This window comes from Thermoactinomyces vulgaris, from assembly GCF_003688725.1.
GTDB lineage: Bacteria > Bacillota > Bacilli > Thermoactinomycetales > Thermoactinomycetaceae > Thermoactinomyces > Thermoactinomyces vulgaris.
Map to the genome: position 1 here is coordinate 114,486 of NZ_REFP01000009.1, position 22,541 is coordinate 137,026.

General features: G+C 49.9%; 20 protein-coding genes. 16 read left to right on the forward strand and 4 right to left on the reverse strand.

The window, feature by feature from the left end:
• The first annotated feature begins 13 nt into the window (after positions 1 to 13).
• On the forward strand, positions 14 to 514 hold the full coding sequence (locus tag ATH33_RS07820) for a YwhD family protein (protein ID WP_037998157.1): 501 nt from the start codon (positions 14 to 16) through the stop codon (positions 512 to 514).
• 190 nt (positions 515 to 704) lie between these two features.
• Positions 705 to 935, forward strand: a complete 231-nt coding sequence (locus ATH33_RS07825; protein ID WP_049720732.1) for a hypothetical protein — start codon at positions 705 to 707, stop codon at positions 933 to 935.
• A gap of 43 nt (positions 936 to 978) precedes the next feature.
• Here ATH33_RS07825 and ATH33_RS07830 read toward each other — a convergent pair whose 3' ends face one another.
• Positions 979 to 3,024, reverse strand: coding sequence for a transglycosylase domain-containing protein (locus ATH33_RS07830; protein WP_049720731.1), 2,046 nt, complete (start codon positions 3,022 to 3,024; stop codon positions 979 to 981).
• A 193-nt stretch (positions 3,025 to 3,217) separates the two neighbouring features.
• Between ATH33_RS07830 and speE the strand changes: the two genes are divergently transcribed.
• The 12 genes from speE (at position 3,218) to kamE (ending at position 17,756) form a co-directional block, all read left to right on the forward strand.
• Positions 3,218 to 4,069 (forward strand): polyamine aminopropyltransferase, encoded by an 852-nt coding sequence (gene speE / locus ATH33_RS07835; RefSeq protein ID WP_037996355.1) that lies wholly within the window; start codon positions 3,218 to 3,220, stop codon positions 4,067 to 4,069.
• The gene (gene speB / locus ATH33_RS07840; protein ID WP_037996353.1) at positions 4,059 to 4,934 is read left to right on the forward strand and encodes an agmatinase; all 876 of its coding nucleotides are present in this window, start codon (positions 4,059 to 4,061) and stop codon (positions 4,932 to 4,934) included. Before speE ends, speB begins: the two co-directional genes overlap by 11 nt.
• A gap of 125 nt (positions 4,935 to 5,059) precedes the next feature.
• A complete protein-coding gene (locus tag ATH33_RS07845) occupies positions 5,060 to 5,500 on the forward strand; it encodes a YwiB family protein (RefSeq protein WP_037996352.1) in 441 nt (146 codons plus the stop codon).
• On the forward strand, positions 5,487 to 7,157 hold the full coding sequence (argS, locus tag ATH33_RS07850; protein WP_049720730.1) for an arginine--tRNA ligase: 1,671 nt from the start codon (positions 5,487 to 5,489) through the stop codon (positions 7,155 to 7,157). The genes ATH33_RS07845 and argS overlap by 14 nt, the downstream gene beginning before the upstream one ends.
• 214 nt (positions 7,158 to 7,371) lie before the next feature.
• Positions 7,372 to 8,838, forward strand: a complete 1,467-nt coding sequence (locus tag ATH33_RS07855; RefSeq protein ID WP_049720729.1) for a protein kinase domain-containing protein — start codon at positions 7,372 to 7,374, stop codon at positions 8,836 to 8,838.
• Positions 8,839 to 8,982: 144 nt separating this feature from the next.
• Positions 8,983 to 10,362, forward strand: a complete 1,380-nt coding sequence (locus ATH33_RS07860; RefSeq protein ID WP_037995820.1) for a sigma-54 interaction domain-containing protein — start codon at positions 8,983 to 8,985, stop codon at positions 10,360 to 10,362.
• 106 nt (positions 10,363 to 10,468) lie between these two features.
• Complete coding sequence (kdd, locus tag ATH33_RS07865; protein ID WP_231564603.1) at positions 10,469 to 11,509, forward strand: L-erythro-3,5-diaminohexanoate dehydrogenase; 1,041 nt, start codon at positions 10,469 to 10,471, stop codon at positions 11,507 to 11,509.
• A 16-nt stretch (positions 11,510 to 11,525) separates the two neighbouring features.
• Positions 11,526 to 12,782 carry a lysine 2,3-aminomutase gene (gene kamA / locus ATH33_RS07870; protein WP_049720728.1) on the forward strand — a complete coding sequence of 419 codons (1,257 nt, stop codon included), beginning with the start codon at positions 11,526 to 11,528 and terminating at the stop codon, positions 12,780 to 12,782.
• Positions 12,766 to 13,824 (forward strand): lysine 5,6-aminomutase reactivase subunit KamB, encoded by a 1,059-nt coding sequence (kamB, locus tag ATH33_RS07875; RefSeq protein ID WP_062843218.1) that lies wholly within the window; start codon positions 12,766 to 12,768, stop codon positions 13,822 to 13,824. Before kamA ends, kamB begins: the two co-directional genes overlap by 17 nt.
• Positions 13,793 to 15,424: a lysine 5,6-aminomutase reactivase ATPase KamC gene (kamC, locus tag ATH33_RS07880; protein ID WP_084712956.1), complete on the forward strand. Its 1,632-nt coding sequence runs from the start codon at positions 13,793 to 13,795 to the stop codon at positions 15,422 to 15,424. Before kamB ends, kamC begins: the two co-directional genes overlap by 32 nt.
• Positions 15,421 to 17,001 carry a lysine 5,6-aminomutase subunit alpha gene (gene kamD, locus ATH33_RS07885; RefSeq protein WP_049720725.1) on the forward strand — a complete coding sequence of 527 codons (1,581 nt, stop codon included), beginning with the start codon at positions 15,421 to 15,423 and terminating at the stop codon, positions 16,999 to 17,001. Before kamC ends, kamD begins: the two co-directional genes overlap by 4 nt.
• Positions 16,998 to 17,756 carry a lysine 5,6-aminomutase subunit beta gene (gene kamE, locus ATH33_RS07890; protein WP_121874268.1) on the forward strand — a complete coding sequence of 253 codons (759 nt, stop codon included), beginning with the start codon at positions 16,998 to 17,000 and terminating at the stop codon, positions 17,754 to 17,756. Before kamD ends, kamE begins: the two co-directional genes overlap by 4 nt.
• A gap of 29 nt (positions 17,757 to 17,785) precedes the next feature.
• Here the strand turns inward: kamE and ATH33_RS07895 are convergent, their stop codons facing one another.
• Genes ATH33_RS07895 through ATH33_RS07905 form a run of 3 tightly spaced genes read right to left on the reverse strand, consistent with a single transcriptional unit; the run spans position 17,786 to position 19,224 of the window.
• Positions 17,786 to 18,139, reverse strand: coding sequence for a hypothetical protein (locus ATH33_RS07895; RefSeq protein WP_037995800.1), 354 nt, complete (start codon positions 18,137 to 18,139; stop codon positions 17,786 to 17,788).
• Positions 18,140 to 18,166: 27 nt separating this feature from the next.
• A complete protein-coding gene (locus ATH33_RS07900) occupies positions 18,167 to 18,433 on the reverse strand; it encodes a hypothetical protein (protein ID WP_037995798.1) in 267 nt (88 codons plus the stop codon).
• On the reverse strand, positions 18,430 to 19,224 hold the full coding sequence (locus ATH33_RS07905; protein WP_037995795.1) for a ParM/StbA family protein: 795 nt from the start codon (positions 19,222 to 19,224) through the stop codon (positions 18,430 to 18,432). The genes ATH33_RS07900 and ATH33_RS07905 overlap by 4 nt, the downstream gene beginning before the upstream one ends.
• A 394-nt stretch (positions 19,225 to 19,618) precedes the next feature.
• On the opposite strand from ATH33_RS07905, the gene ATH33_RS07910 reads away from it, so the two are divergent.
• On the forward strand, positions 19,619 to 21,685 hold the full coding sequence (locus ATH33_RS07910; protein ID WP_037995794.1) for a (Fe-S)-binding protein: 2,067 nt from the start codon (positions 19,619 to 19,621) through the stop codon (positions 21,683 to 21,685).
• 92 nt (positions 21,686 to 21,777) lie between these two features.
• Positions 21,778 to 22,491 carry a response regulator transcription factor gene (locus ATH33_RS07915; protein WP_037995791.1) on the forward strand — a complete coding sequence of 238 codons (714 nt, stop codon included), beginning with the start codon at positions 21,778 to 21,780 and terminating at the stop codon, positions 22,489 to 22,491.
• The last annotated feature ends 50 nt before the right edge of the window (positions 22,492 to 22,541 follow it).

Sequence of the window (22,541 nt, forward strand, 5' to 3'; positions counted from 1 at the left end):
AGGAGGATGAAGAATGGCAGACAAAAAGAAGACGCAATTTCAGATTCTCGGTAACACATCCAACAGCATCCACGGCAGTTACTATACCGGAACTTTGAATCTCAGCAATTTGTCCTCACTTCTGATTGACGGGGATGAAGTAAAAATCGATTTGGGGCTTCTTCATGCCAAAAGTGCGGTGGAGCGCGGCATCAAATTTACGGCCAATCCGGAAGAAGTTCCGGAAGGAAAGGACTATTGGGTTATCTGGGTGGCCGCCGACCGGAGCGAAAAAGGGCCTTACTATGCAGGCGTTACCGCTTGTCCGATGCGCATTGACCGGGAAAAGCGGAAAGGGTGGAAAAATCTGGCCTTTCACGTGAACCGGATGGATGATGCCCTGAAGCGCAAAATCAAAATCAACGAGTTGGGCGGCCGGGAGAGAGAAGCCCTGAAGGAATTTTTGATCCGGCATAATAAGGAAATGTGGGAAAACAGTGGGGATGAGTTGAAGGAACAATTGTCCAAAAAGTGAACGGTTCGTGAACAAATCAACATATATCTTGCCGGGGTTGACCGGCAGGGGTACACTTGATTTGTGGTTTCGGAATCTTTTGCTAGGACACGGAAATGGCGAGCATACCCGCTCGCTGTTTTTTATTTGGAAATGGATGATATTTTCGTCTCCTTTGAGTCAACATAAATGGCAAAGGAGGCGTTTTTTCATGCGTGATTTCAATTCGGTCGATCTTTTTGCCAAACACGGGGGAGTCCATTACCGGGCCAATGTCCCCAAGCAACAAATCAACTTATATGTCCGGTCCTTGCCGGAACACAAAAGACAAAGCATGTTCCAAGTGATGCAAGAATTGGAATCAGCAGGGATGATCACCATCTACAATGACGGTTTGTTTGCCGATGGAGAGGGAGAAGTGGGAGGAAGCCAAGATTGTTGAAAATACGGGAACACCCCGGCATCCATAAAGCCGGGGTGTTTTTTTATCCGTGTTTCCACCAGCGGAGGAAACGTTCCAGCATGGAAGGCTTTTTCTTCCGGGGGATATGAGACGGAGTGCAGGACACGACCGGTTCGGTGCCGGCCACAAAATACTCCAAATATGCTTGTTTACCCATGCACCCGGGGGCGGCGATGTTCCCTTCTTCCGGATTCACATAGACGGCCTTTACACCGGACGGCATGGCGAAGATACGGGCCGGTTGCTTTCCGGTTGCCTTATTCATGTACTCGGCCCAAATGTTTTGAGCGAGACGCGCTTTGTGATAAGGAAGCTTTTTCCCTTGGTCATAACCCACCCACACTGTTGTGACCAAATTCGGTGTGTATCCGGACAACCATCCGTCCCAATCGGTGGTTCCGGTTTTTCCTGCCGCGGGCTGATGGAACAGATGTCCTGCCCGGTAACCGGTGCCACCCGGTTTCAACACATTTTCCAGCAGTTTTGTCAGCACAAAGGTGTGTGCCGGAGAAGCCACCCGCTCGGGTGCGGTCTTTTCTTCGACCAGGACCCGTCCAAACGGATCGACGATTTTGGTAATCCCGATTAGCGGTTTTTTGATGCCGCCGGCTGCCAGAGTGGCATATGCTTGCGCCATTTCAAACGGGGAAACGGGATAGCTTCCCAAGGCCAGCGAAGGGGTCGCTTGAATCGGGCTTTTGATCCCGAGCCGGCGGGCGGTTTCGATCACCGGTTCGGTGCCGATTTTGGCCAGCGTTCCAACGGCATAAACGTTATCCGAACGGGCAATCGCCTCTCTCAACGTGATCAGCCGGTTCGCATAGTGCTGATGAAAATTGCGGGGCGTGTAAGTGTCCCCGCCGAATTGAAAAATGGTGGGACGGCTCATGATTTTGGACAGGGGGGTAAAACCGTTTTCCAATGCACTTAAATAGACGACGGGTTTGAAGGACGAACCGGGTTGTCTCCGGGCAAAAACCCGGTTGTATTGAGATTGTTGATAATCCTTCCCCCCCACCATGGCTTTAATGTGACCGGTCGCCGGATCCACGGAGATCAGGGCTCCTTGCAGGTCTTTGTCATTTTGGGTATGGTTTTGCACCGCTTTTTCCGCCGCTTTTTGCATGTCTGCATTCAAGGTGGTGTAGATTTTAAGCCCGCCGCTTCTGACCAGCGATTCGTCCAGCCCGTACCGGGTGACCGCGGTTTGGATAATGTAATCGCGGAAATAACTGGCTTTGGCCGGCTTGGACCGGGACAAGGGATGCATGCTGACGGCCTGGTTCTTGGCAGCTTCGGCCTCTTCCGGAGAGATGAACCGGTTTTTCACCATGAGATCCAGGATGTGATGTTGCCGCTTTTTGGCCCGGTTGAGATGGCGGTAAGGGGAATAATAATAAGGCCCGCGGGGAATCCCTGCCAAGAGGGCGGATTCAGCCAAACTCAATTCTTCCGGCTTTTTGTTGAAATACATTTTGGAGGCCCGTCCGATTCCGTAAGCCCCGTGGCCGTAATAGATCTCATTGAAATACAGTTCCAGGATTTCATCTTTTGTGTAATGCAACTCCAATTGCAACGTATAGATCGCTTCTTTCAGTTTCCGGGTCCAGGTCCGGTCATGCGTCAAATAAAGGTTTCGGGCCAATTGTTGGGTGATGGTGCTGGCCCCTTGCACCACCCCGCCCGCTTTTAAGTTGGCGAGAACGGCCCGCACGATTCCGGAAACGGAAAATCCGTGATGGCGGTAAAAATCTTTATCCTCGGCCGCCAAGGTGGCATGGATCAAAGATTTGGGAAGTTGATTCAAACGGATGATGTCCCGGGGTTCCCCGTGATCCAAAGAGCCGATCACCCTTCCACGGTCATCCAGCATCATGGAACTGGCGTATGTATCGGGAGGAGGGAGCGGGCGCCCTTTCAGGTACAGTAAGGCAAGCCCGCAGAAAAGGGAAAAAAGGATGACGCTGATGAATGCCAATTTAATCATGCGTGCAAGACGCAGGATGATTTTCGCAAGGCGGGGGACATGCCCGGGTTGGACACCGGTTGGGAAATCCTGTTTATTCACAAATAGGCTCCTTCCTTCCAACAAGTTGACAAAGGGTATTATGCGGAGCCATCAGGAAAAATATACCTGAAAAAATTATGTTTGTATTTCCCGGGAAAAATGATTGTAACCACTTAAAACATGCATTATTCTTAGTATGTTATGGATCTGGTCAGTGTGGACAGGATGAAAGGAGATTGGATGGAAGATGGACATGGAATTGTGGTATACGGAAAAACAAACCAAAAACCACGGAATTACCACAAAAATTAAGCAAACCTTATATCACGACAAATCAGAGTATCAATCTTTGGATGTCATAGATACCATAGAATTCGGCAAGATGCTGGTTTTGGACGGAATGGTGATGACCACCGACCGCGATGAATTTGTTTATCATGAAATGATCAGCCATGTGGCCATGAACACGCATCCAAAGCCGAAACATGTTTTGATTGTCGGTGGCGGAGACGGAGGCGTCGTCCGCGAAGTTTTGCGCCATCCTTCCGTCGAAAAAGTGGTTTTGGCTGAGATCGACGGAAAAGTGATTGAAACCTCCAAAAAATATTTCCCGCAAATTGCCGGCAAGTTGAACGATGAGCGGGTGGACATCCAAGTGACGGACGGCGTGCGCCATATTCAGGAGAATAAAGGAAAATACGATGTGATTATTGTGGATTCCACCGAACCGGTCGGGCCGGCGGTGGGACTGTTCCAAAAACCGTTTTATGAAGGGATTTACGAAGCTTTGAAAGAAGATGGGATCATGGTTGCCCAAACGGAATCCCCGTGGTTTAACCGGCCGCTGATCCGCCAGGTGTTCCGGGACATTTCCCAAACGTTCCCGATCGCCCGCCTTTATACGGCCAGCATTCCCACCTATCCCAGCGGATTGTGGAGCTTTACCATCGGGTCCAAAAAATATGATCCGCTCGATGTGGATGAACAGTCCATTCGCGATTTGGACACCCGTTATTATCATCCGAAAATGCATCATGCTTTGTTCGATTTGCCCCGGTTTGTTGAGGAGCTGTTAGAGGATGGGGAGGAAAACGATGCGCTTTGACGAGAAGTATTCCGGAAACGTGTTTATCGGAGCAAGCGATGATTTTGACCGGGCTCAAGCCGTGATTTATGGCATGCCGATGGACTGGACCGTCAGCTTTCGCCCGGGTTCCCGCTTTGGCCCGGCGAGGATCCGGGAAAGCTCCCTGGTTCATGAGGAATACAGCCACTATTTAAAACGCGAGTTGTCGGAAGTGGTTTATTTTGATGCCGGGGACATTCCCCTTCCTTTCGGGAATGCGGAAAAAAGCTTGCAGTGTATCAGGCAGTTCGTGAGAAAAGTTCTGGATGCCGGGAAATTCCCCTTGGGGCTCGGAGGGGAACATTTGGTGACCTGGCCGGTGGTGGAGGAAGTTTATCGGGCTTATCCCGACCTGGCGGTGATCCATATCGATGCCCATGCCGATTTGCGTACCGATTATGAAGGGGAAATTTATTCCCATGCCACCCCTTTGCGCAAAATCGCCGAGCGGATCGGGGGAGAAAATCTTTATCAGTTTGGCATCCGCTCCATGACCAAAGAAGAAGTGATGTATACCGGGGAGGCCGGGATTCATTTTTATCCGTTTGATGTGGTGGAGCCGTTGAATCAATGCCTGCCGGAACTAAAAGGGCGTCCGGTGTATGTCACCATCGATATCGATGCGTTGGATCCTGCGCACGCTCCGGGAACGGGAACGCCGGAACCGGGGGGAATCACGACGCGGGAAATGTTGCAGGCCATCCATGCGATCGCCCGGTCGGAAGTGCGTGTGGTCGGTGCCGATTTGGTCGAAGTGGCGCCTTGCTACGATCACAGTGAGCAAACCCCCATTTTGGCGGCGAAACTGGTTCGCGAAATGCTGCTCGGTTTTGTAAAATCGTAAAAAAACGTCACGTCCGGTGCCGTTTCCCCCTTATAAAGGGGGTTTTTTCATATGCTGCCTTCAAGATTGGCAAACGGCAAAAACCAGTGATAAGATACTAATATTAGACAGAAAGGGGCAGGATGATGATTCCGGTCAAGATCTATATTGAATCGGTCATTCAATCGGAACCGGACCAGGAACCGGATGTGATCAAACAAGAAGTGAACGGCCGCTTTCAAGAAAAGGAAAACGGAGAGTGGATCCTGAAATACGAGGAAAACAGCGGAACCCGGGAGGAAGTGAAAACCTCCGTCAAGTCCATGCCGGAAAGAGTCACGATCATCCGGCAAGGCGCTGTTTCCTACCGGCAAAGTTACGAACCGGGGAAGACGTTGGGAAGCGTGGTTCACACACCTGCCGGGACCACGGAAATGGAAGTCACCACGTTGGCGTATGAGCGGAAACTTAAAGGGCAGGAAGGATGGATTGATTTTTCCTTTTTATTACATATGGGTCAACAAAATTTAGGAAAATACCAGTTGAGTTTACGGTGGATGGGAGGATCATGGAATGAGTCTGCTTGAGCAGAAAAAAGAGACGTTGAAACAGGAACTGAAACAAGCGGTGATTCAGTCCGGACTTGCTGAAGAAAAAGAGATTCCGGAGATTTTGCTGGAAGTGCCGAGGGAAAAAGAGCACGGGGATTGGGCCACCAACCTTGCCATGCAACTGACCAAAGTGGCACGCAGAAATCCGCGTGAAATCGCGGCCAAAATTGTGGAACACTTGGACAAAGAGAAGAATCACATTGAAAAAATCGAGATCGCAGGCCCCGGGTTCATCAATTTCTTCTTGGACCGCAGCTTTTTGGTCGATGTTTTGGATGAGATCGACCGCCAAAAAGAAAATTACGGACAATCCCCGGCCGGGAAGAACGAAAAAGTAAATGTCGAGTTTTGTTCCGCCAACCCGACCGGTTCCCTTCATTTGGGCCATGCCAGAGGCTCGGCGGTGGGCGATGCCTTGTGCAATCTGTTGGAAGCTGCCGGATATGATGTCACCCGTGAATATTACATCAATGATGCCGGAAACCAAATCCAAATGTTGGCTTTGTCGCTGGAAGCCCGTTATCTGGAACAGCTGGGGCAGCCCGTTTCCTTCCCGGAAAACGGTTATCGCGGGCAAGATATCGTCGACCTGGCCAAAGAGCTGGTGGAGAAAGAAGGCGACCGCCTGTTAAAGATCGACCGGGAAGAACGGATTCAAAAATTGCGTGAATACGGGAAAAAGCGCCTGCTTGACAAAATCCGGGAAGATTTGGCCAAATACCGTGTGGAATTTGACGTCTGGTTCAGCGAAACCTCGCTTTATGAATCGGGTGCCGTGGAAGAAACCCTGGAGGCGTTGAAGGAACGGGGTTACACCTATGAAAAGGACGGGGCTTTGTGGCTGAAGTCCACGGAATTTGGGGATGACAAAGACCGTGTCCTGATCAAAAAAGACGGTTCTTACACGTATTTAACCCCGGATATCGCTTATCACCGCAATAAATTCCACCGGGGATTCGACCGGTTGATCAATGTTTGGGGAGCCGACCACCATGGCTATATCGCCCGGATGAAAGCAGCGCTGGCTTCCTTGGGTTATAACCCGAATCAATTGGAAATCGTGATTACGCAAATGGTGAAATTGTTCCAAAACGGTGAACTGGTCAAGATGTCCAAACGGACCGGCAAAGCCGTGACACTTGTCGATTTGATGGAAGAAGTGGGAACGGACGCCGCCCGGTATTTCTTTGTCATGAGAAGTCCGGACACGCATTTGGATTTTGACATGGATTTGGCGGTTTCCAAGTCCAATGAAAACCCGGTTTACTATGTCCAATATGCCCATGCCCGGATGATGAGCGTGTTTCGCCAGGCGGAGGCAAAAGGCATCACTCCTTCCAGAGACCGCGAAGATTTGAAATTGCTCCGGGAGGAACAGGAATACGACTTGTTGGAGAAATTGGGAAGTTTTCCGGGCGAGATTGCTTCCTCGGCCGCACAGCTGGCCCCCCACAAGTTGGTTCGTTATCTGTATGAGTTGGCTTCCGACTTCCATCGTTATTACAACGCCCATCGCGTCATCAGCGATGATGTCAACCTGTCGCGGGCCAGACTGGCTTTGCTTCAAGGCATTGCCCAAGTGATCCGGAACGGATTAAATTTGATCGCAGTGGACGCACCGGAGCAAATGTAATGTTATACTAGCTAGAGGGGGAAATCCCTTCTGGCTTTTTTTATGCCATCATCACAGGGGTATTTTTCACATGTTGAATGAATGTTTGAAAAAATGTAACATTCTATCGCTGAAAACCGAGTTTTAATAGAGATGCTCAGACCTTTTTTCGTGGCTTGGGAATGAAAGAAATGATTTGGATAATAAACACTGCGATTAAGGAGATAGAATGATTATGGAAGGAATGAAGCTGGCGGAGAGATATGAGATCCTTCACTCTCTGGGCGGGGGCGGCATGGCGGTTGTATACAAGGCAAAGGACCTGGTGATTGACCGGTATGTTGCGATCAAAGTGATGAACAATTCGCTGATTCATGACCAGGATTTTGTCCGGCGCTTTATCCGGGAGGCGAAAGCGGCCGGCAGTTTGTCCCATCCCAATATTGTCAGTGTCTATGATGTGGGGCGGGAAGGTTCCATCTATTACATGGTGATGGAGTATGTGGACGGTCCGTCGTTGATTGACCTCATTAAAAAAGAAGGTCCTTTCCCGCCGGAAAAAGCGGTGAAAATTGCTTCACAGATATGTGACGGTTTGTCTCATGCCCATCGTCACGGGATTATTCACCGTGACATCAAACCGCACAATATTCTGGTCGGTTCCGACCAACGTTACAAGCTGACCGATTTCGGGATTTCGCATTTGCCCAGTGCCGCCACCGTCAAAACCAAAACTGGTTATGTCATGGGATCTGTTCATTATTTCTCCCCGGAACAAGCTTCAGGGAGAAAGGTGGACTACTCTTCGGATTTATATTCATTGGGAATCGTGATTTATGAGATGTTGACCAAAAAAGTTCCTTTTAACGGGGACAGTTCCATCTCCATTGCCTTGAAACATTTGCACGATCCGGTTCCGGACCCGACAACTTACAATCCGGATATTTCTGAATCGATGCGGCAAGTGCTGATGCGGGCGTTGGAAAAGGATCCGGAAAAACGGTACCAAACGGCAGTGGAATTGAAACACGCTTTGCAACAAGCCCTGGAAAAGCCGGATGCTTATATGTTGCCGGTGGACCGGCCGAAGAAGAAAAAATCAACCAAATTCAGCCCCAAAAAAATCGGGATCTTGTCCGGTGTGGCGGTTGTCGGACTTTTCCTGCTGACATTCGGCATCAAAATGATCGGGGAAACCAAGCAGGAAAAAAAGCCGGATCCTCCTTCATCCTCCCCGACGGTTTCGCAAACACCGGCAAACGAGTCGCGGCCTGAATGGAACCATAAATGGTGGAAGGAAATACCCAAAGAAGAAAAGACCGAAAGCAAAATGTTTCGTGATTTTGAGGTGAAGGGAGCCGACGGCGAGTACGAGGTGACCCTCAAAGTCAACAATGACCTTAAGGGACGGACTTTTTATTATGATATTTATGTGGTGGATGGATTCAGTTCTCGGTCGGTGTTAAACGGCCGTTCGGTCACCTTTCACAAAGACAAGGATCAAGATTTTACAACGGTGGATTTTGAAGTCAACATTCCCAAAGAAGCGATCATGCCCATATCGGGTGAGGGAATTGCCAAAATCACCATATACAGTCTCGACAAGAAATCAGAGAACCGGAAAGAAAAATACACCATCGACAATTTATTGCAGATGTGGGGAACGGTCCCCGAATCTGAAGGAGAGAAAAAATCCGATTGACAGGAGGGAAATCCCCTCCTGTTTTTTGTCCGGATAATGCGGTACAATGGATAGTGATGAATTTTAAGCACAATTCTGATTATTTTTAAGCACCAACCGCGGAAGGAGGAATTTGGTCTGATTCATACCCGCTTGTCCAAAAAAATGATTTGCCGGTTTCTGGATTGTTTGAATGAAGGGGTGCATATCGTGGATGCCCGGGGAATGACGGTCTTTTACAACAAAGCGGCTTCCAAGCTGGACGGGATGGAGATTGACGAAGTCATGGGCGTCCATGTGCTTGAGGCATTTCCCTCGTTGACACAGAAAACGAGTACACTTTTGAACGTGCTGCAAACGGGAAAATCCATCGAAGAAAAACAGCAGTCGTTTATGAACCGGAGAGGACAGAGGGTGCTGACCGTCAACCGCACCATTCCGCTCCGGGTCCGTGGGGAAGTGGTGGGAGCTGCTGAAATTTCGCGCGACATCACGCAGGTCAAGGAATTGTCCGACCAGGTGATTCACTTGCAAGAAAAAATGAACCCGACGCCTCGCCGCTTAACTTCAAAAAAACAATCCTTTTACCAGTTTGCCGATATTGTGACGCAAAACCCGGTTATGCTGAAGGAAATCGAGAAAGCCAAGCGGGCTGCGCAAACCAAATCTCCCGTTTTGGTGGTCGGTGAGACTGGAACCGGAAAGGAATTGTTTGTCCAATCGATTCACAGTGCCTCCGGTCGTGTGAAGGGGCCGTTCATTGTGCAAAATTGCGCGGCGATTCCGTCAACTTTGCTGGAGGGGATCTTATTTGGCACGGTGAAAGGAGCGTTTACAGGTTCCGAAGATCGCCCGGGATTATTCGAATTGGCAGATGGAGGAACGTTGTTCCTGGATGAAATCCAATCGATGCCGATTGAGTTGCAGGCCAAATTATTGCGGGCACTCGAGGAAGGCGGTGTCCGGCGCGTCGGGGATGCGAGATTCCGTTCGGTGGATGTGCGGATAATTGTGGCGACCAACGAAGATCTGCTCATCAGCATGCAAAAAGGAAAGTTGAGAAAAGACTTGTACTACCGCATCCATGTGGTGGGAATTCATCTTCCTCCTTTGCGGGAGCGAAAAGACGACATCCCATGTTTGACCCGTTATTTTTTCAGGAAGTTAAAGGCCGAAATCGATTCGCCGGCCGGAGAAATCGACGATGAAGTGTTCCGGCTGTTCCATCAGTACCATTGGCCCGGAAATGTCAGGGAGTTGGCACATACCATTGAAGGGGCTTTGACGTTGGCGACCGAAAAAAAACTGAGCGTCGACCATCTGCCCGCCCATTTCAAAAACAGAAAATCCGATGCCGGGATCCAATTATCAACTTTATTCAAAGAAAACAGCAAGTCGCTGCGGGAAGTGGTGAGAGAAGTGGAGACCCGGTTGATCCGGCAGGCGATGAAAGAAACCGGAGGCAATGTGTTAAAAGCAGCCCGCCGGTTGGGGATTCCGCGCCAGACCCTGCAATACAAATTGAAGAAAATCAACTCGGTTTAAAAAGTGCCCAAAAATGGGCTTTTTTTTATGTTAAAAAACCCGGGATGCCCCGTGTTTTCGGTTGGCACCGGATTTGCATGAATAAAGGGCGAGAGGAGGGAACGACTTGATTTATCCGAAAGGCCACCCCTATGGTTTGCATCGTGTGATGGAACCGGCCGGCGCGTTGCCGCAACCGGCTTGGAAGCTGAATGCGGATCCGATGGTTTATGACAATGAACTGCTGATTGAAGTGGATTGCTTAAACATTGATTCCGCTTCTTTTCAGCAATTGAAAGAAGAAGCACGCCATGACGCCGGCAAGGTGGAAGAACAGATTTTGTCCATTGTTTCCCGACGCGGTAAAATGCACAATCCGGTGACGGGATCCGGCGGCATGTTGATCGGCACGGTGCAAGAGGCCGGCCCCCGTTTTCCATCCCGTGACGTCAAAAAAGGGATGAAAATTGCCACCTTGGTATCCCTGACACTGACGCCGCTTCACATCGAAAAAATCAAAAAAATACACATGGATACCGGTCAAGTCGAAATCAAGGGGCGGGCCGTCCTGTTTGCAAGCGGACCATTTGCCCTTTTGCCGGATGACATCCCGGAAAAAGTGGCACTGGCTGTGTTGGATGTATGTGGTGCCCCTGCCCAAACGGCCCGTCTGGTCCGGCCGCAGGACCGGGTGGTGGTGCTGGGAGCCGGCGGAAAGTCGGGGATGCTCAGTTTGTATCAGGCATGGAAAAAAGCGGGCAAGTCCGGGCAAGTGATCGCCATTGAGGCCAGCGAAAAGGCATGTCGGGAAATCCGTTCCCTTGGGCTGGTCCATGAAGTGATCCGGTTGAATGCCACGGATCCGATGGCGGTTTATGAGGCGGTTCACAAAGCCACCTGCGGGAAGCTGGCTGATTTGACCATCAACTGTGTCAACGCTTGTGATACGGAGCTTTCCTCCATTTTGGCCACCCGGGATCAAGGATTGGTTTATTTCTTCAGCATGGCGGTACAGTTTACCAAAGCAGCTTTGGGAGCCGAAGGAATGGGCAAGGACGTGCAAATGATGATTGGAAACGGCTATGCTCCCGGGCACGCAACGTTGGCTTTTCAGTCTCTTCGGGAATGTGACCGGTTGTTTCAAGCTTTTGCCAAACGCTATCAATGAAAGGGGTCGGAGACAGATGAGAGATTGGCGTGAGATCGAACTGTGGAAAGATGTGACGGAGGAACAGTGGAATGACTGGCTGTGGCAACTGACGCACACCATCCGCACGTTTGAAGACTTAAGCAAGGTGATCCGTTTGACGCCGGAAGAGATCGAAGGGGTGAAGATCTCCAAACAGACCATTCCGCTGAATATCACGCCGTATTATGCACTGTTGATGGATCCCGATGATCCGCAAGATCCCATCCGGATGCAATCGGTGCCGGTTTCTGCCGAATTGGACCGCACTCCTTACGACATGGAAGATCCGCTGTTGGAAGATACCGATTCCCCCGTCCCCGGATTGACCCATCGTTATCCGGACCGGGTCCTGTTTTTGATCACCAACCAATGCTCCATGTATTGCCGCTATTGTACGCGCCGCCGCTTTTCCGGGCAAATCGGGATGGGCGTTCCCAAAAAACAGATGGATGCCTGCCTCGACTACATCCGAAACACACCCGAGGTCAGGGACGTGCTGTTATCCGGGGGAGACGGATTATTGGTCAACGACCGGATTTTGGAGTATTTGCTGAAAAACCTGCGCGAAATTCCCCATGTGGAAATCATCCGGATCGGAACCAGGGCCCCGGTTGTTTTCCCGCAACGGATCACTGAAAATTTGTGCAATATCTTAAAGAAATACCATCCGGTATGGCTGAACACGCATTTTAACCATCCGAAGGAAATCACGCCGGAAGCCAAACGGGCTTGTGAAATGTTGGCGGATGCAGGGGTGCCGCTGGGGAATCAGTCCGTGATTCTGGCCGGGGTCAATGACTGTCCGCATATCATGAAAAAATTGATGCATGAGTTGGTGAAAATCCGTGTCCGGCCTTATTACATTTACCAATGCGATTTATCGGAAGGCATCGGGCACTTCAGAACTCCTGTTTCCAAAGGATTGGAAATCATCGAGTATTTGCGGGGGCATACTTCCGGTTATGCCGTTCCCACGTTTGTGGTGGATGCCCCGGGAGGAGGAGGCAAAATTCCGCTCAGCCCGAATTATCTGATCTCGCAAAGCACCGAAAAAACCGTTTTGCGCAATTTTGAAGGAGTGATCACCAGTTATCCCGAGCCGACCCATTACCAACCACATAACAAAGAAGAATGTGAATACTGCAGAGCAGCCGGGGAGCAAGTGGGAATCGCCGCTTTGATGAACGATGAACGGATCAATCTGGAACCGAAACAATTGACACGGGAAGACCGGCGTGTCCATCCGTCTTAAGGAACCGGCCATGGGCTTAAAAATAGATATCTCCTCCTTGTCTGTCATCGGACTGTCCAAAAACGCCGGAAAAACAACCGTGTTGAATGCGTTGATCCGCGATGCCCCCAAGGCCGGTGTGCTTGGGATATTAAGCATGGGCGTGGACGGGGAGAAACATGATGCCATAAGCGGCAGGGAAAAGCCTTTGATCCGGGTGAGGGAGAATATGCTGGTGGCCACTTCCGCTCACTGGTTGAACCGTCAACCGGGGCACTGGGAAGTGATTCAATCCTGCGGAATCCAATCGGTGATGGGGGAAGTGTTCATTGCCCGCGCCAAACGGGAGGGACCGGTTCTGTTGGCAGGTCTTCCTTCCAAAAGCGGGGCGGAACGGGCGATGGAGTTTTTGAGGCAGGCCGGTGCACAAAAAATCCTGTTGGACGGGGCTTATGACCGAAGATCGCCGTCCAGTCCCCAACTGACCGATGCAACCATTCTCGTCATCGGGGCTTCCCTTGATCCAAATTTTGCAGAGGTCCTCCGCAAAGCCGGGGAATGGAGCCGCTTGCTGCGCTTGAAGGCATGCAGCCATTTTCCGGAACAAAAAGCCGGAGCCTTGGCTTTGGAAAAAAAGCGGGTGGTCGGAGTTCTCCGCAACCGCATCGAACTGCTTCCTTTCACCGGTTTGTTTTCCGTCCGGGAGGACGGAGAATGGTTGCAAAAAGAATGGCAGGCACTGGCGATCAGCGGAGCGTTGACCGATCGGATGTTGCAAACTTTTCTCCGCTCCCGGAGGGCCGTCCGCATCATCGTTCCGGACATTACGCATTTATTTGTCAGTATGCCGGTGCTTCGCCGTTTTTACAAGCAAGGAGGGGAGATTCGCGTCCTGAAACCGATCCGTCTCCTTCAGGTGGCCGTCAACCCGGAATCGCCGGACGGATATTCCTTTCCCCCCGGGGAAATGAAAGAAAAAATCGGCCGCCTTTTCTTTCCCGTCCCCGTGGTGGATGTGATGAGGGACCGGCATGAGCAGGGAGTGTGGTGTGATGTTTTGTGATGAGCGTACTGCCAAAGAAATCGGCCTCTCGGTTTGCCTGGACTTGTTTCAGCCGCTCACCCCTTACGGAAGAGAGCAAAAGGATTGCCGGCCGTTTTTGCCGGGAGAGGAAGAAGCCTGGCAGCAATGTTTACAAGAGCAAGCAGAGATCAAAAAGCAATTTGACGCTTTTTCCATACGGGAACCGGTTCATGCCCTTCTCACCGAAATCCCGGACATTTCCTCTGTATTACGGAAACTGGAGGAGTTCCGGTTATTGGACTTGACCGAATGGTTCCAACTGAAAACCTTTTTATACAGCACGCAGAAGCTCCATTCGCTGTTGAAACAAACCACGCTCTTCCGCATGATTCTCAAAAACAAAGCGATGGAAAAGCGGTGCGAAAAGGCTTTTCTCCTTTTAAATCCCGCCAAAACGCACACATCTTCTTTTTGGTTTGATGATGCCTATGATGACCGTTTGAGAGAAGCCAGAAAAACGCTCAGGAAATTGCAGGCAAAAGTCAAACGGGATCAGGAACAAAAGGCGGTAAGGATTGCGGAAAAAACCGGGCAAACTTGCAACCGGTTTGGAGAATGGGTGGTGCCCCGGGATACAGAAGGGGACCGGTTGTTAAAAGAAGAGGCGGAATTGATGCTGGTTCGGCAAACGTCCCATGAATCGGTTTACCGCTTAAAAAACGAGCATCCCTTGTCGTGTGAAATTGCCGCATGGGAAGAACAGATCGCCCGGATCGAACAGGAAATCAACTGGTGGTTGGTAAAAGAACTGGTCCCGTTGGTCCCGGATTTCCGTGAATGGATGGTTCACATCACCCGGCTTGATCTGCAATGGGCCCGGATCCGGGCGGCCGAACACTGGCAAGGAGTCCGCCCGCGCTGGTCCAAAAATCAATTCCGGGTGAAAGGCGCTTTCCATCCTGCCTTGGAGCAAAAGCTGAACGAACGCGGACAATCCATGACCCGTGTGGATTGTTCCATCCGGCGCGGGGTGACGGTGATCATCGGCCCCAATATGGGGGGGAAAACGGTCGGATTAAAAACATTCGGGTTGATTGCTGTCTTGGCGCAATACGGATTTTTTGTCCCGGCTGCCGCCTGTGACATGCCTTTGTTTTCCTGGGTTGCCGGTTTGATCGGTGACGGACAGGGAATCCGGCAAGGGCTAAGCCGTTTTGGTGCAGAAATGGTCCGGTTTCGTGAGTTTTTACAGCTTCCGGGAACGGGACTGTTGTTGTTGGATGAAACGGGAAGCGGAACCAATCCGGTGGAAGGAGGGGCATTGGCCCGGGCCGTCACGGCTTTTCTTGCCAAAGAGCGGCACTATTCCGTGCATGTGACGCATTATCAGGAGGTTCTGGAAGTCAAAGGCATCCGCCTGTACCAAGTGGCCGGGATTTCCGGGCGGATGGCCGAAGCCGGTGCATTTCTTCCCGATACTCTTGAAAAAAGGATGGATTACCGGCTGATCCCGGTCAAAGAGGGACGAAAAAGCATCCCGCATGAAGCCATCCGGATTGCTGAAGCCATTGGTCTGCCTCCCGAAATCATCCGGATGGCCAAACAACAAGCGGGGGAGAAAGCGGGGGAGGAACAGTGAATAAATTGAGGCTGGATCCTGAGAAAATCGCGCGTGCGCGTCAAGCGGCCAAAAAGATCGCCACCCAAGTGGACCGGTTGGTTTCCGATCACACCACGGTTGCGGTGGAACGGACGGTTTTGCGTTGTTTTGGAATCGACGGGGTGAATGAAGATGGAGTGCCGCTGGCCAATGTGGTTGTGGATCACTTGCTGGAAAGAGGACAATTGGAAACGGGTGCCGCTTATTGGGTTTTAAATGCGATGGTGATCAACGGGTGTTCGGCGCAGTATGTCGCGGAACAAGTGGCGGAGGGAAAATGGGATTTGGTGCAACTCCGCCGTGCCCCCTTGGCTGAGATTCAGGAAAAAGGAAAGCAAATGTCCGCTCTGGCTCTGGATGAGATTTGGAAAAACCGGATGGTGCGACAGCAGTGGACCGGGAAAACCGGGGAGAGAAAAAATCCTTATTTGTATGTGATCGTGGCAACCGGCGACATCTACGAAGATGTTGTGCAGGCCAAGTCTGCGGCCCGCCAGGGGGCGGATATTATCGCCGTGATCCGCAGCACGGGTCAGAGTTTGCTGGACTATGTGCCTTATGGCGCGACACGGGAAGGGTACGGGGGGACGTTTGCCACCCAGGAGAATTTCCGGATCATGCGGAAAGCGCTGGATGAAGTCAGCCGGGAAGAGGGGCGGTATATTTATCTGTGCAATTATTGCTCGGGGTTATGCATGCCGGAAATTGCCGCCATGGGAGCGTTTGAGCGGTTGGATGTTATGCTGAATGATGCCCTGTACGGGATTTTGTTCAGGGATATCAACATGCAGCGAACCCTGATCGACCAATCGTTTTCCCGCATGATCAACAGTTATGCCGGCATCATGATCAATACCGGGGAAGACAATTATTTGACAACAGCCGATGCCGTAAAAAGCGCGCATACCGTGCTGGCGTCGCAATTCATCAATGAACAGTTGGCGCTGTTGTCGGGACTTCCCCCGGAGCAAATGGGACTCGGCCATGCGTTTGAAATGAATCCGGATTTGGAAGACGGGTTGCTGTGGGAAATTGCCCAGGCCCAGATGGCAAGGCAAATCTTTCCCAATGCCCCCTTGAAGTATATGCCGCCGACCAAACACATGACCGGAAATATTTTTAAGGGCCATATCCAAAATGCACTGTTTAATTTGGTCGGCATCATGACGAACCAAGGGGTGCAATTGCTTGGCATGATGACCGAAGCCATGCATACACCACATATCCATGACCGGCAACTGGCCATCGAAAATGCCCGGTACATTTTCCGCAATGCCCGCCATTTGGGAGAAGAAATCTGCTTCCGGCCAGGGGGGCGCATCGAACAAAGAGCCCGCCATGTTTTGGAGGAAGCGATGAAACTATTGGAAGAAATTCGTGAAACCGGCTTGTTTTATGCTTTGGAAAAAGGCATGTTTGCCGATGTGAAACGGTCAAGGACCGGAGGAAAGGGGCTGGAAGGGGTTCTCAAAAAAAGCCGTGACTATTATAACCCGATTGAAGCGGAACTCCGGTTGCGTCTCGGATTGAAACCAAGGGAGGGGGTTGGACGTTGAAGGCGGATTTGACCCGTGTGAAACCGTATGGCGACACACTGAATGACGGCATGGTCCAGCTGAGTTTCAGCATGCCGGTTCCGTATGGTGAAGAAGCCCGGGAAGCAGCCAGACAACTGGCGATGAAAATGGGGCTGGATGAACCGCAAGTGTACCATATGAAAGACCTGACGGAAGGCTTCACTTTCTTCATCGTTTACGGAAAATGCCGCCATGCCGTTGATTTCACGGCCATCCGGGTTCCGAAAGTGGACAGTGTCCGCATGGATTTTGATCAGATCAATCAGTATATCCGGGAGAACATCGGAAGGAAAGTGGTTGTGGTCGGGGCGTGCACCGGAACGGACGCACACACGGTCGGCATTGACGCGATCATGAATATGAAAGGTTATCACGGGGAATACGGACTGGAACGGTATCCGGAAATCGAGGCTTACAATCTGGGAAGCCAGGTTGAAAACGAAGTGTTGATGGAAGAAGCTTTAAAGAAAAAGGCCGATGTGATTTTGGTTTCCCAAGTGGTGACCCAAAAAGGGGCCCACATCCAAACGCTTACCGGGTTGGTGGAATTGATGGAAGCGGAAGGGGTGCGGGACCGGTTTATCCTGATATGCGGAGGCCCCCGCATTCATCATGAACTGGCTTTGGAGTTGGGGTTTGATGCCGGTTTCGGCCCCGGCACATTGGCCCCGGATGTCGCTTCGTACTTTGTGCAGGAACTGGTTCGCCGCCAAAACCGGTCCCGGATGTTGTAAAAGGCTGACGCCAGCGCCAGCCTTTTTCTTTAAAACGAAAATTCGGGAGGAGACAAGGGGATTTCATTTTCCTGGTAAACTTTTCTTACATAGACCAGATAGTAGGATCGGAACTCCTTGTTGTTTAAGGGATGAATTTCAATCAATTCTTTTTTCTCCAACTGTTCCATGGCAAAGGAAACACGCGAATAGGGAAAATCCATTTCCTTGGCCAACCGGAAATGGTTGATAATCAGCCCCCGTGGCGGAATATTCACTCTGAAAATGGTATCTTTTTTAGCGACAGGAGAGGCCAAGCGGCTCAGTTCGTAGTAAACGAATCGTTCCATGGGAGGGAGTTTGTCAACGACAGAATACGGGATTTGAAAAGAATGAGGCTTCATATTCTCTCTCTCCTATTCTATATAAACTTAATAATCAAACGGGATGCCACTGGCTTTAATCTCTTGAAAAGAGGATGGAGGTACATTTTGACTCGACAGCATCCGGGAATTTTTCACGGGAGAAAGATCTTTGGCAGGTTGCAATTGGCCCATGCAATAGGCAAACAACAGGTTTTTGACAAGTCCGGAAAAGTTGATGTCTTCCCGGTCTGCCAACTTGAGCAGTTCCAGTTCCACCGCATCTTCGGTATTAAAGGAAACTTGTCTTCTTTCCCTCTTTTTATATTCCCTCATTCACCGAGCGTCTCCTTTCCCAGTGCATAATAACCGAGTGCATTGGCATATTGCGGATTGCCAAAACTGGTGGCGTGGATGAAACCCACATGTTTGAAGGGCTCCACCAATTCCGTTGCCTTTCCGCCGATCAACTCGACCACATCGGTCGTGGACCACATTCCTCCCAAATGTCCGACGATCATGGCCGCCATTTCCTCCGGATCGGCTTCCCGCACATTATCCCATCCTTTTGGCAACGTTCCGCTCTCCCGGTCAATAAAAATCCCGTCTTTAAACGTGGCATAGTTTGTCGTCCGGGCTCCCGGATCCACGATACGCACCGTTCCCATGCGCCGGTGCACCCAATAGGCCGCTCCTCCCTCAATGGTGATCGCGGCTTTGGTGATATTGATCTTTCGATATGTACCGTTTAAGACCACTTCGTGCTCTCCCTCCAACTTGGCACGAAGCCTCGCTCTTTCTTCCTCTTTATACATGTTGATCGGCACGCCGGTGACTAATTTTACATCCCCGATCGCTCCTGCTTTAAACAAAGCCGTCAGGATCAACAATACCGTTTCCACATTGACTTTGCTTTCGGTCATCATCTGTCTTGTGAAAGACCCTTCCCGCTCTGCCAGTTGCCCGATAAAATATTCCTTCCCTTGATACCGGAGCTCGATATCTTCCTCCAATGTCTGTACAAATGTTCTTTTTCTCGCTTTTGAAACTTTACTTGGAAATGAGAATTTTTGGTTTCCCGTTACTGTTTTTACAAAGGCACGTCCTGCATCCACCGCTATTAACATAAAAACGCCTCCTGCATCATTTTTGGCAAACGGAGACTGTCGTCATGACAAGTGTCATTCAATTCGTCTGTCCGGGGACTTCAGTCCGGACAAAAGTCAACGAAATGGAAAATCAGGTTGCCGTTTGTCATGACGACAGTCTGCATAAACGGAATAGAAATGTCCATAGTCCGGACCATGGTCTATTATAGCGCAAAAAAACGGCTTGGAGCATGAAAATATGCTAAAATTGAATAAATATCCATGGAAATGGATGAAGCTGGTTTTGATAAAAATTAATGAATGACTGCTCAGTTTATGATAGAATGTAAACAAACTGAATTTAAAGTAATTTTTGTGTGTTTGCAAAATCTTTTTTCTGAATTAACATAAATAATGGAAAGGAGAGAAAAGGATGTCGATGCTGCAAATTGTGAACCTCTTGGTCTTTTTAGGAGTTACCGCTTATGCCGTATACTTATTTGCCAGTGTTGTATATCGTCGGTATCAATATGTGAAATTGGGAAAGCCGGCCGATTTGGAGGTGGATTTAAAAACCGGAATCAATCAAGTGCTGGTAAACGTTTTTGGACAAAAGAAGCTGCTCAAGGATAAAAAAAGCGGGTTCATGCATGTATTGATGTTTTACGGTTTTATTATCATTCAATTTGGAGCGATTGATTTATTCATCAAAGGTTTGGCACCGGGACATCATCTTCCCGTGCCGGCATATCCGTTTTTTCTGTTCTTGCAGGAACTGACGACATTCATCGTCTTGTTGGCCACCCTTTATGCGTTCTACCGGCGTTATATTGAAAAATTGCCCCGGTTGAAAAGAGGTTTTAAATCCGGTCTTGTGATTATTTTTCTGACCTTATTGATGTCTTCCATTTTATTGTCCGCGGCCTTTGAAAAATTGTGGGCCGGCGAGGGGGTCACTTGGTACACCCCGTTTTCTTCCATCCTTGCCATGCCGTTTATGGATTGGATGAGTGCGGAGGCCGCCAAGGTGATGTTTTACGTTTTCTGGTGGATGCATGCCTTGGTCTTGCTGACTTTCTTGGTCTACGTTCCCCAATCCAAACACTTCCATTTGTTGGTGGCGCCGGTGAATGTTTTCTTGAAACAAAAACAGAAGCAGGCACCATCCAAGTTGTCTTTAATCGATTTTGAAGATGAATCCATCGAAGAATACGGGAAAGGAAAAATTGAAGACTTCAGCCAAAACCAATTGATCGATTTGTATGCCTGTGTTGAGTGCGGGCGTTGCACCAATATGTGTCCGGCTGCCGGAACGGGAAAAATGTTGTCTCCCATGGATTTGATCGTCAAAATGAGGGACCATTTGACCGCCAAAGGGGCAGCCATTACTTCCAAAAGCCCCTGGGTTCCGGGATTTGCCTTTGCCGGGGCGAATCAACAAGCTTTAAACACCGGGGAAGTCAATCTGATCGGGGATGTGATCACCGAGCAGGAATTATGGGCTTGCACCACTTGCCGCAACTGTGAAGACCAATGCCCGGTGATGAATGAGCATGTGGATAAAATTATTGACATGCGCCGTTACCTTGTGATGACGGAAGGGAAAATGAGCCCCGAAGTTTCACGGACTTTCTCGAACATTGAACGTCAGGGGAATCCTTGGGGAATCAGCCGGAAAGACCGGGCCAAATGGATTGAAAATTCGGATGTCCCCGTTCCGACCGTCAAAGAAGAAAAAGAATTCGAGTACCTCTTCTTTGTGGGTTCAATGGGGTCTTATGACAACCGCAGTCAGAAAATCAGCCGGGCTTTGGTGAAATTATTGAATCATGCAGGTGTGAAATTTGCCATTCTCGGGAATAAAGAGAAAAACTCGGGTGACACCCCCCGCCGTCTGGGAAATGAATTTTTGTTCCAACAATTGGCGATGGACAACATTGCTTTGTTCCAAAAGCATAAAGTGAAAAAAATTATTACGATTGATCCTCATGCCTATAATGCCTTTAAAAAAGAATATCCCGATCTTGGGTTGGAAGCGGAAGTATATCACCACACGGAAGTGTTGGCCGAACTCTTGAAACAAGGACGGATCAAGCCGACCAAAGAAGTGAAAGAACGTGTGACATACCATGATTCCTGCTATCTTGGAAGATATAACGGGGTGTTTGATCCCCCGCGTTATATCCTGAATCAAATCCCGGGCATCGAACTGGTGGAAATGAAACGAAACAGAGAAAACGGCATGTGCTGCGGAGCCGGCGGAGGATTGATGTGGCTGGAGGAAACCGAAGGGGTGCGCGTGAATGTCGCCCGTACCGAGCAGGCGCTTGAAGTGAACCCGACCGTGATCGGAAGTGCTTGCCCTTATTGCTTGACAATGTTGTCCGACGGAACCAAAGCCAAAGAAGTTGAAGACACAGTGCAAACCATGGATGTTGCTGAAATTTTGGCTCTTTCCATTGAGGATGAGCCGGGAGAAGTGGCAGAAGGCGTCCATTGATCAACAACGGGAAAGCGAATATGGGAAGAAAACTTCCTGTATTCGCTGTCTTCTTCTTTTGAGGAAAAAAAAGACAGGAAAGTGAAGCACAAATGCCAAAGATTTTGATCGTGGAGGACGAAGTGGAATTGGCCGGTCTGGTTGCAGGGGAACTGCGCCGCGACAGTTATGATACGTTGGTGGCCCACACGGCCGGCGAAGGATTGGAACTTTGGAAACAGGAGCAACCGGATCTGGTGATTTTGGATTGGGTTTTGCCGGATATGGAGGGAATCGAGGTCTGCAGAAAAATCCGGCAGAAATCGGTGGTGCCGATTTTGATGTTGACGGCCCGTGGCAGCGAGATGGAGAGGATTTGGGGACTGGATGTCGGTGCGGATGATTACATGATCAAACCTTTCAGCACCGGTGAATTGAGAGCCAGGGTTCGTGCCATGCTTCGCAGAATGGTTTTGATGGAACAGGAGAAGGGAAAACACGAACAGACCTGTATCGATTACGGGTTTATCCGCTTGAATGTGGAGACCCGTGAGGTTTTTTTGGAGGATTCCCTGCTGGAACTCACACCAAAGGAATATGAATTGTTGCACTTGTTTTTGGCCCACCCGGGCCGGGTGTTCAGCCGGAAATTTTTATTGGAACAAATCTGGGATTTGACGTATGATGGATTTGACCGGACGGTGGATACGCATGTATCGCGTTTGCGAAGAAAATTGGCGCCGTATTCAAAACATATTCTGACGGTGTGGGGAATGGGTTATAAGTTTGTGTTAAAAACGGCAAATAATGATTCATCACAGGAGTGAAAAGGTCTCTGCACAGCAGATGACCTTTTTTTAAAAGGGATTCGGGGGTC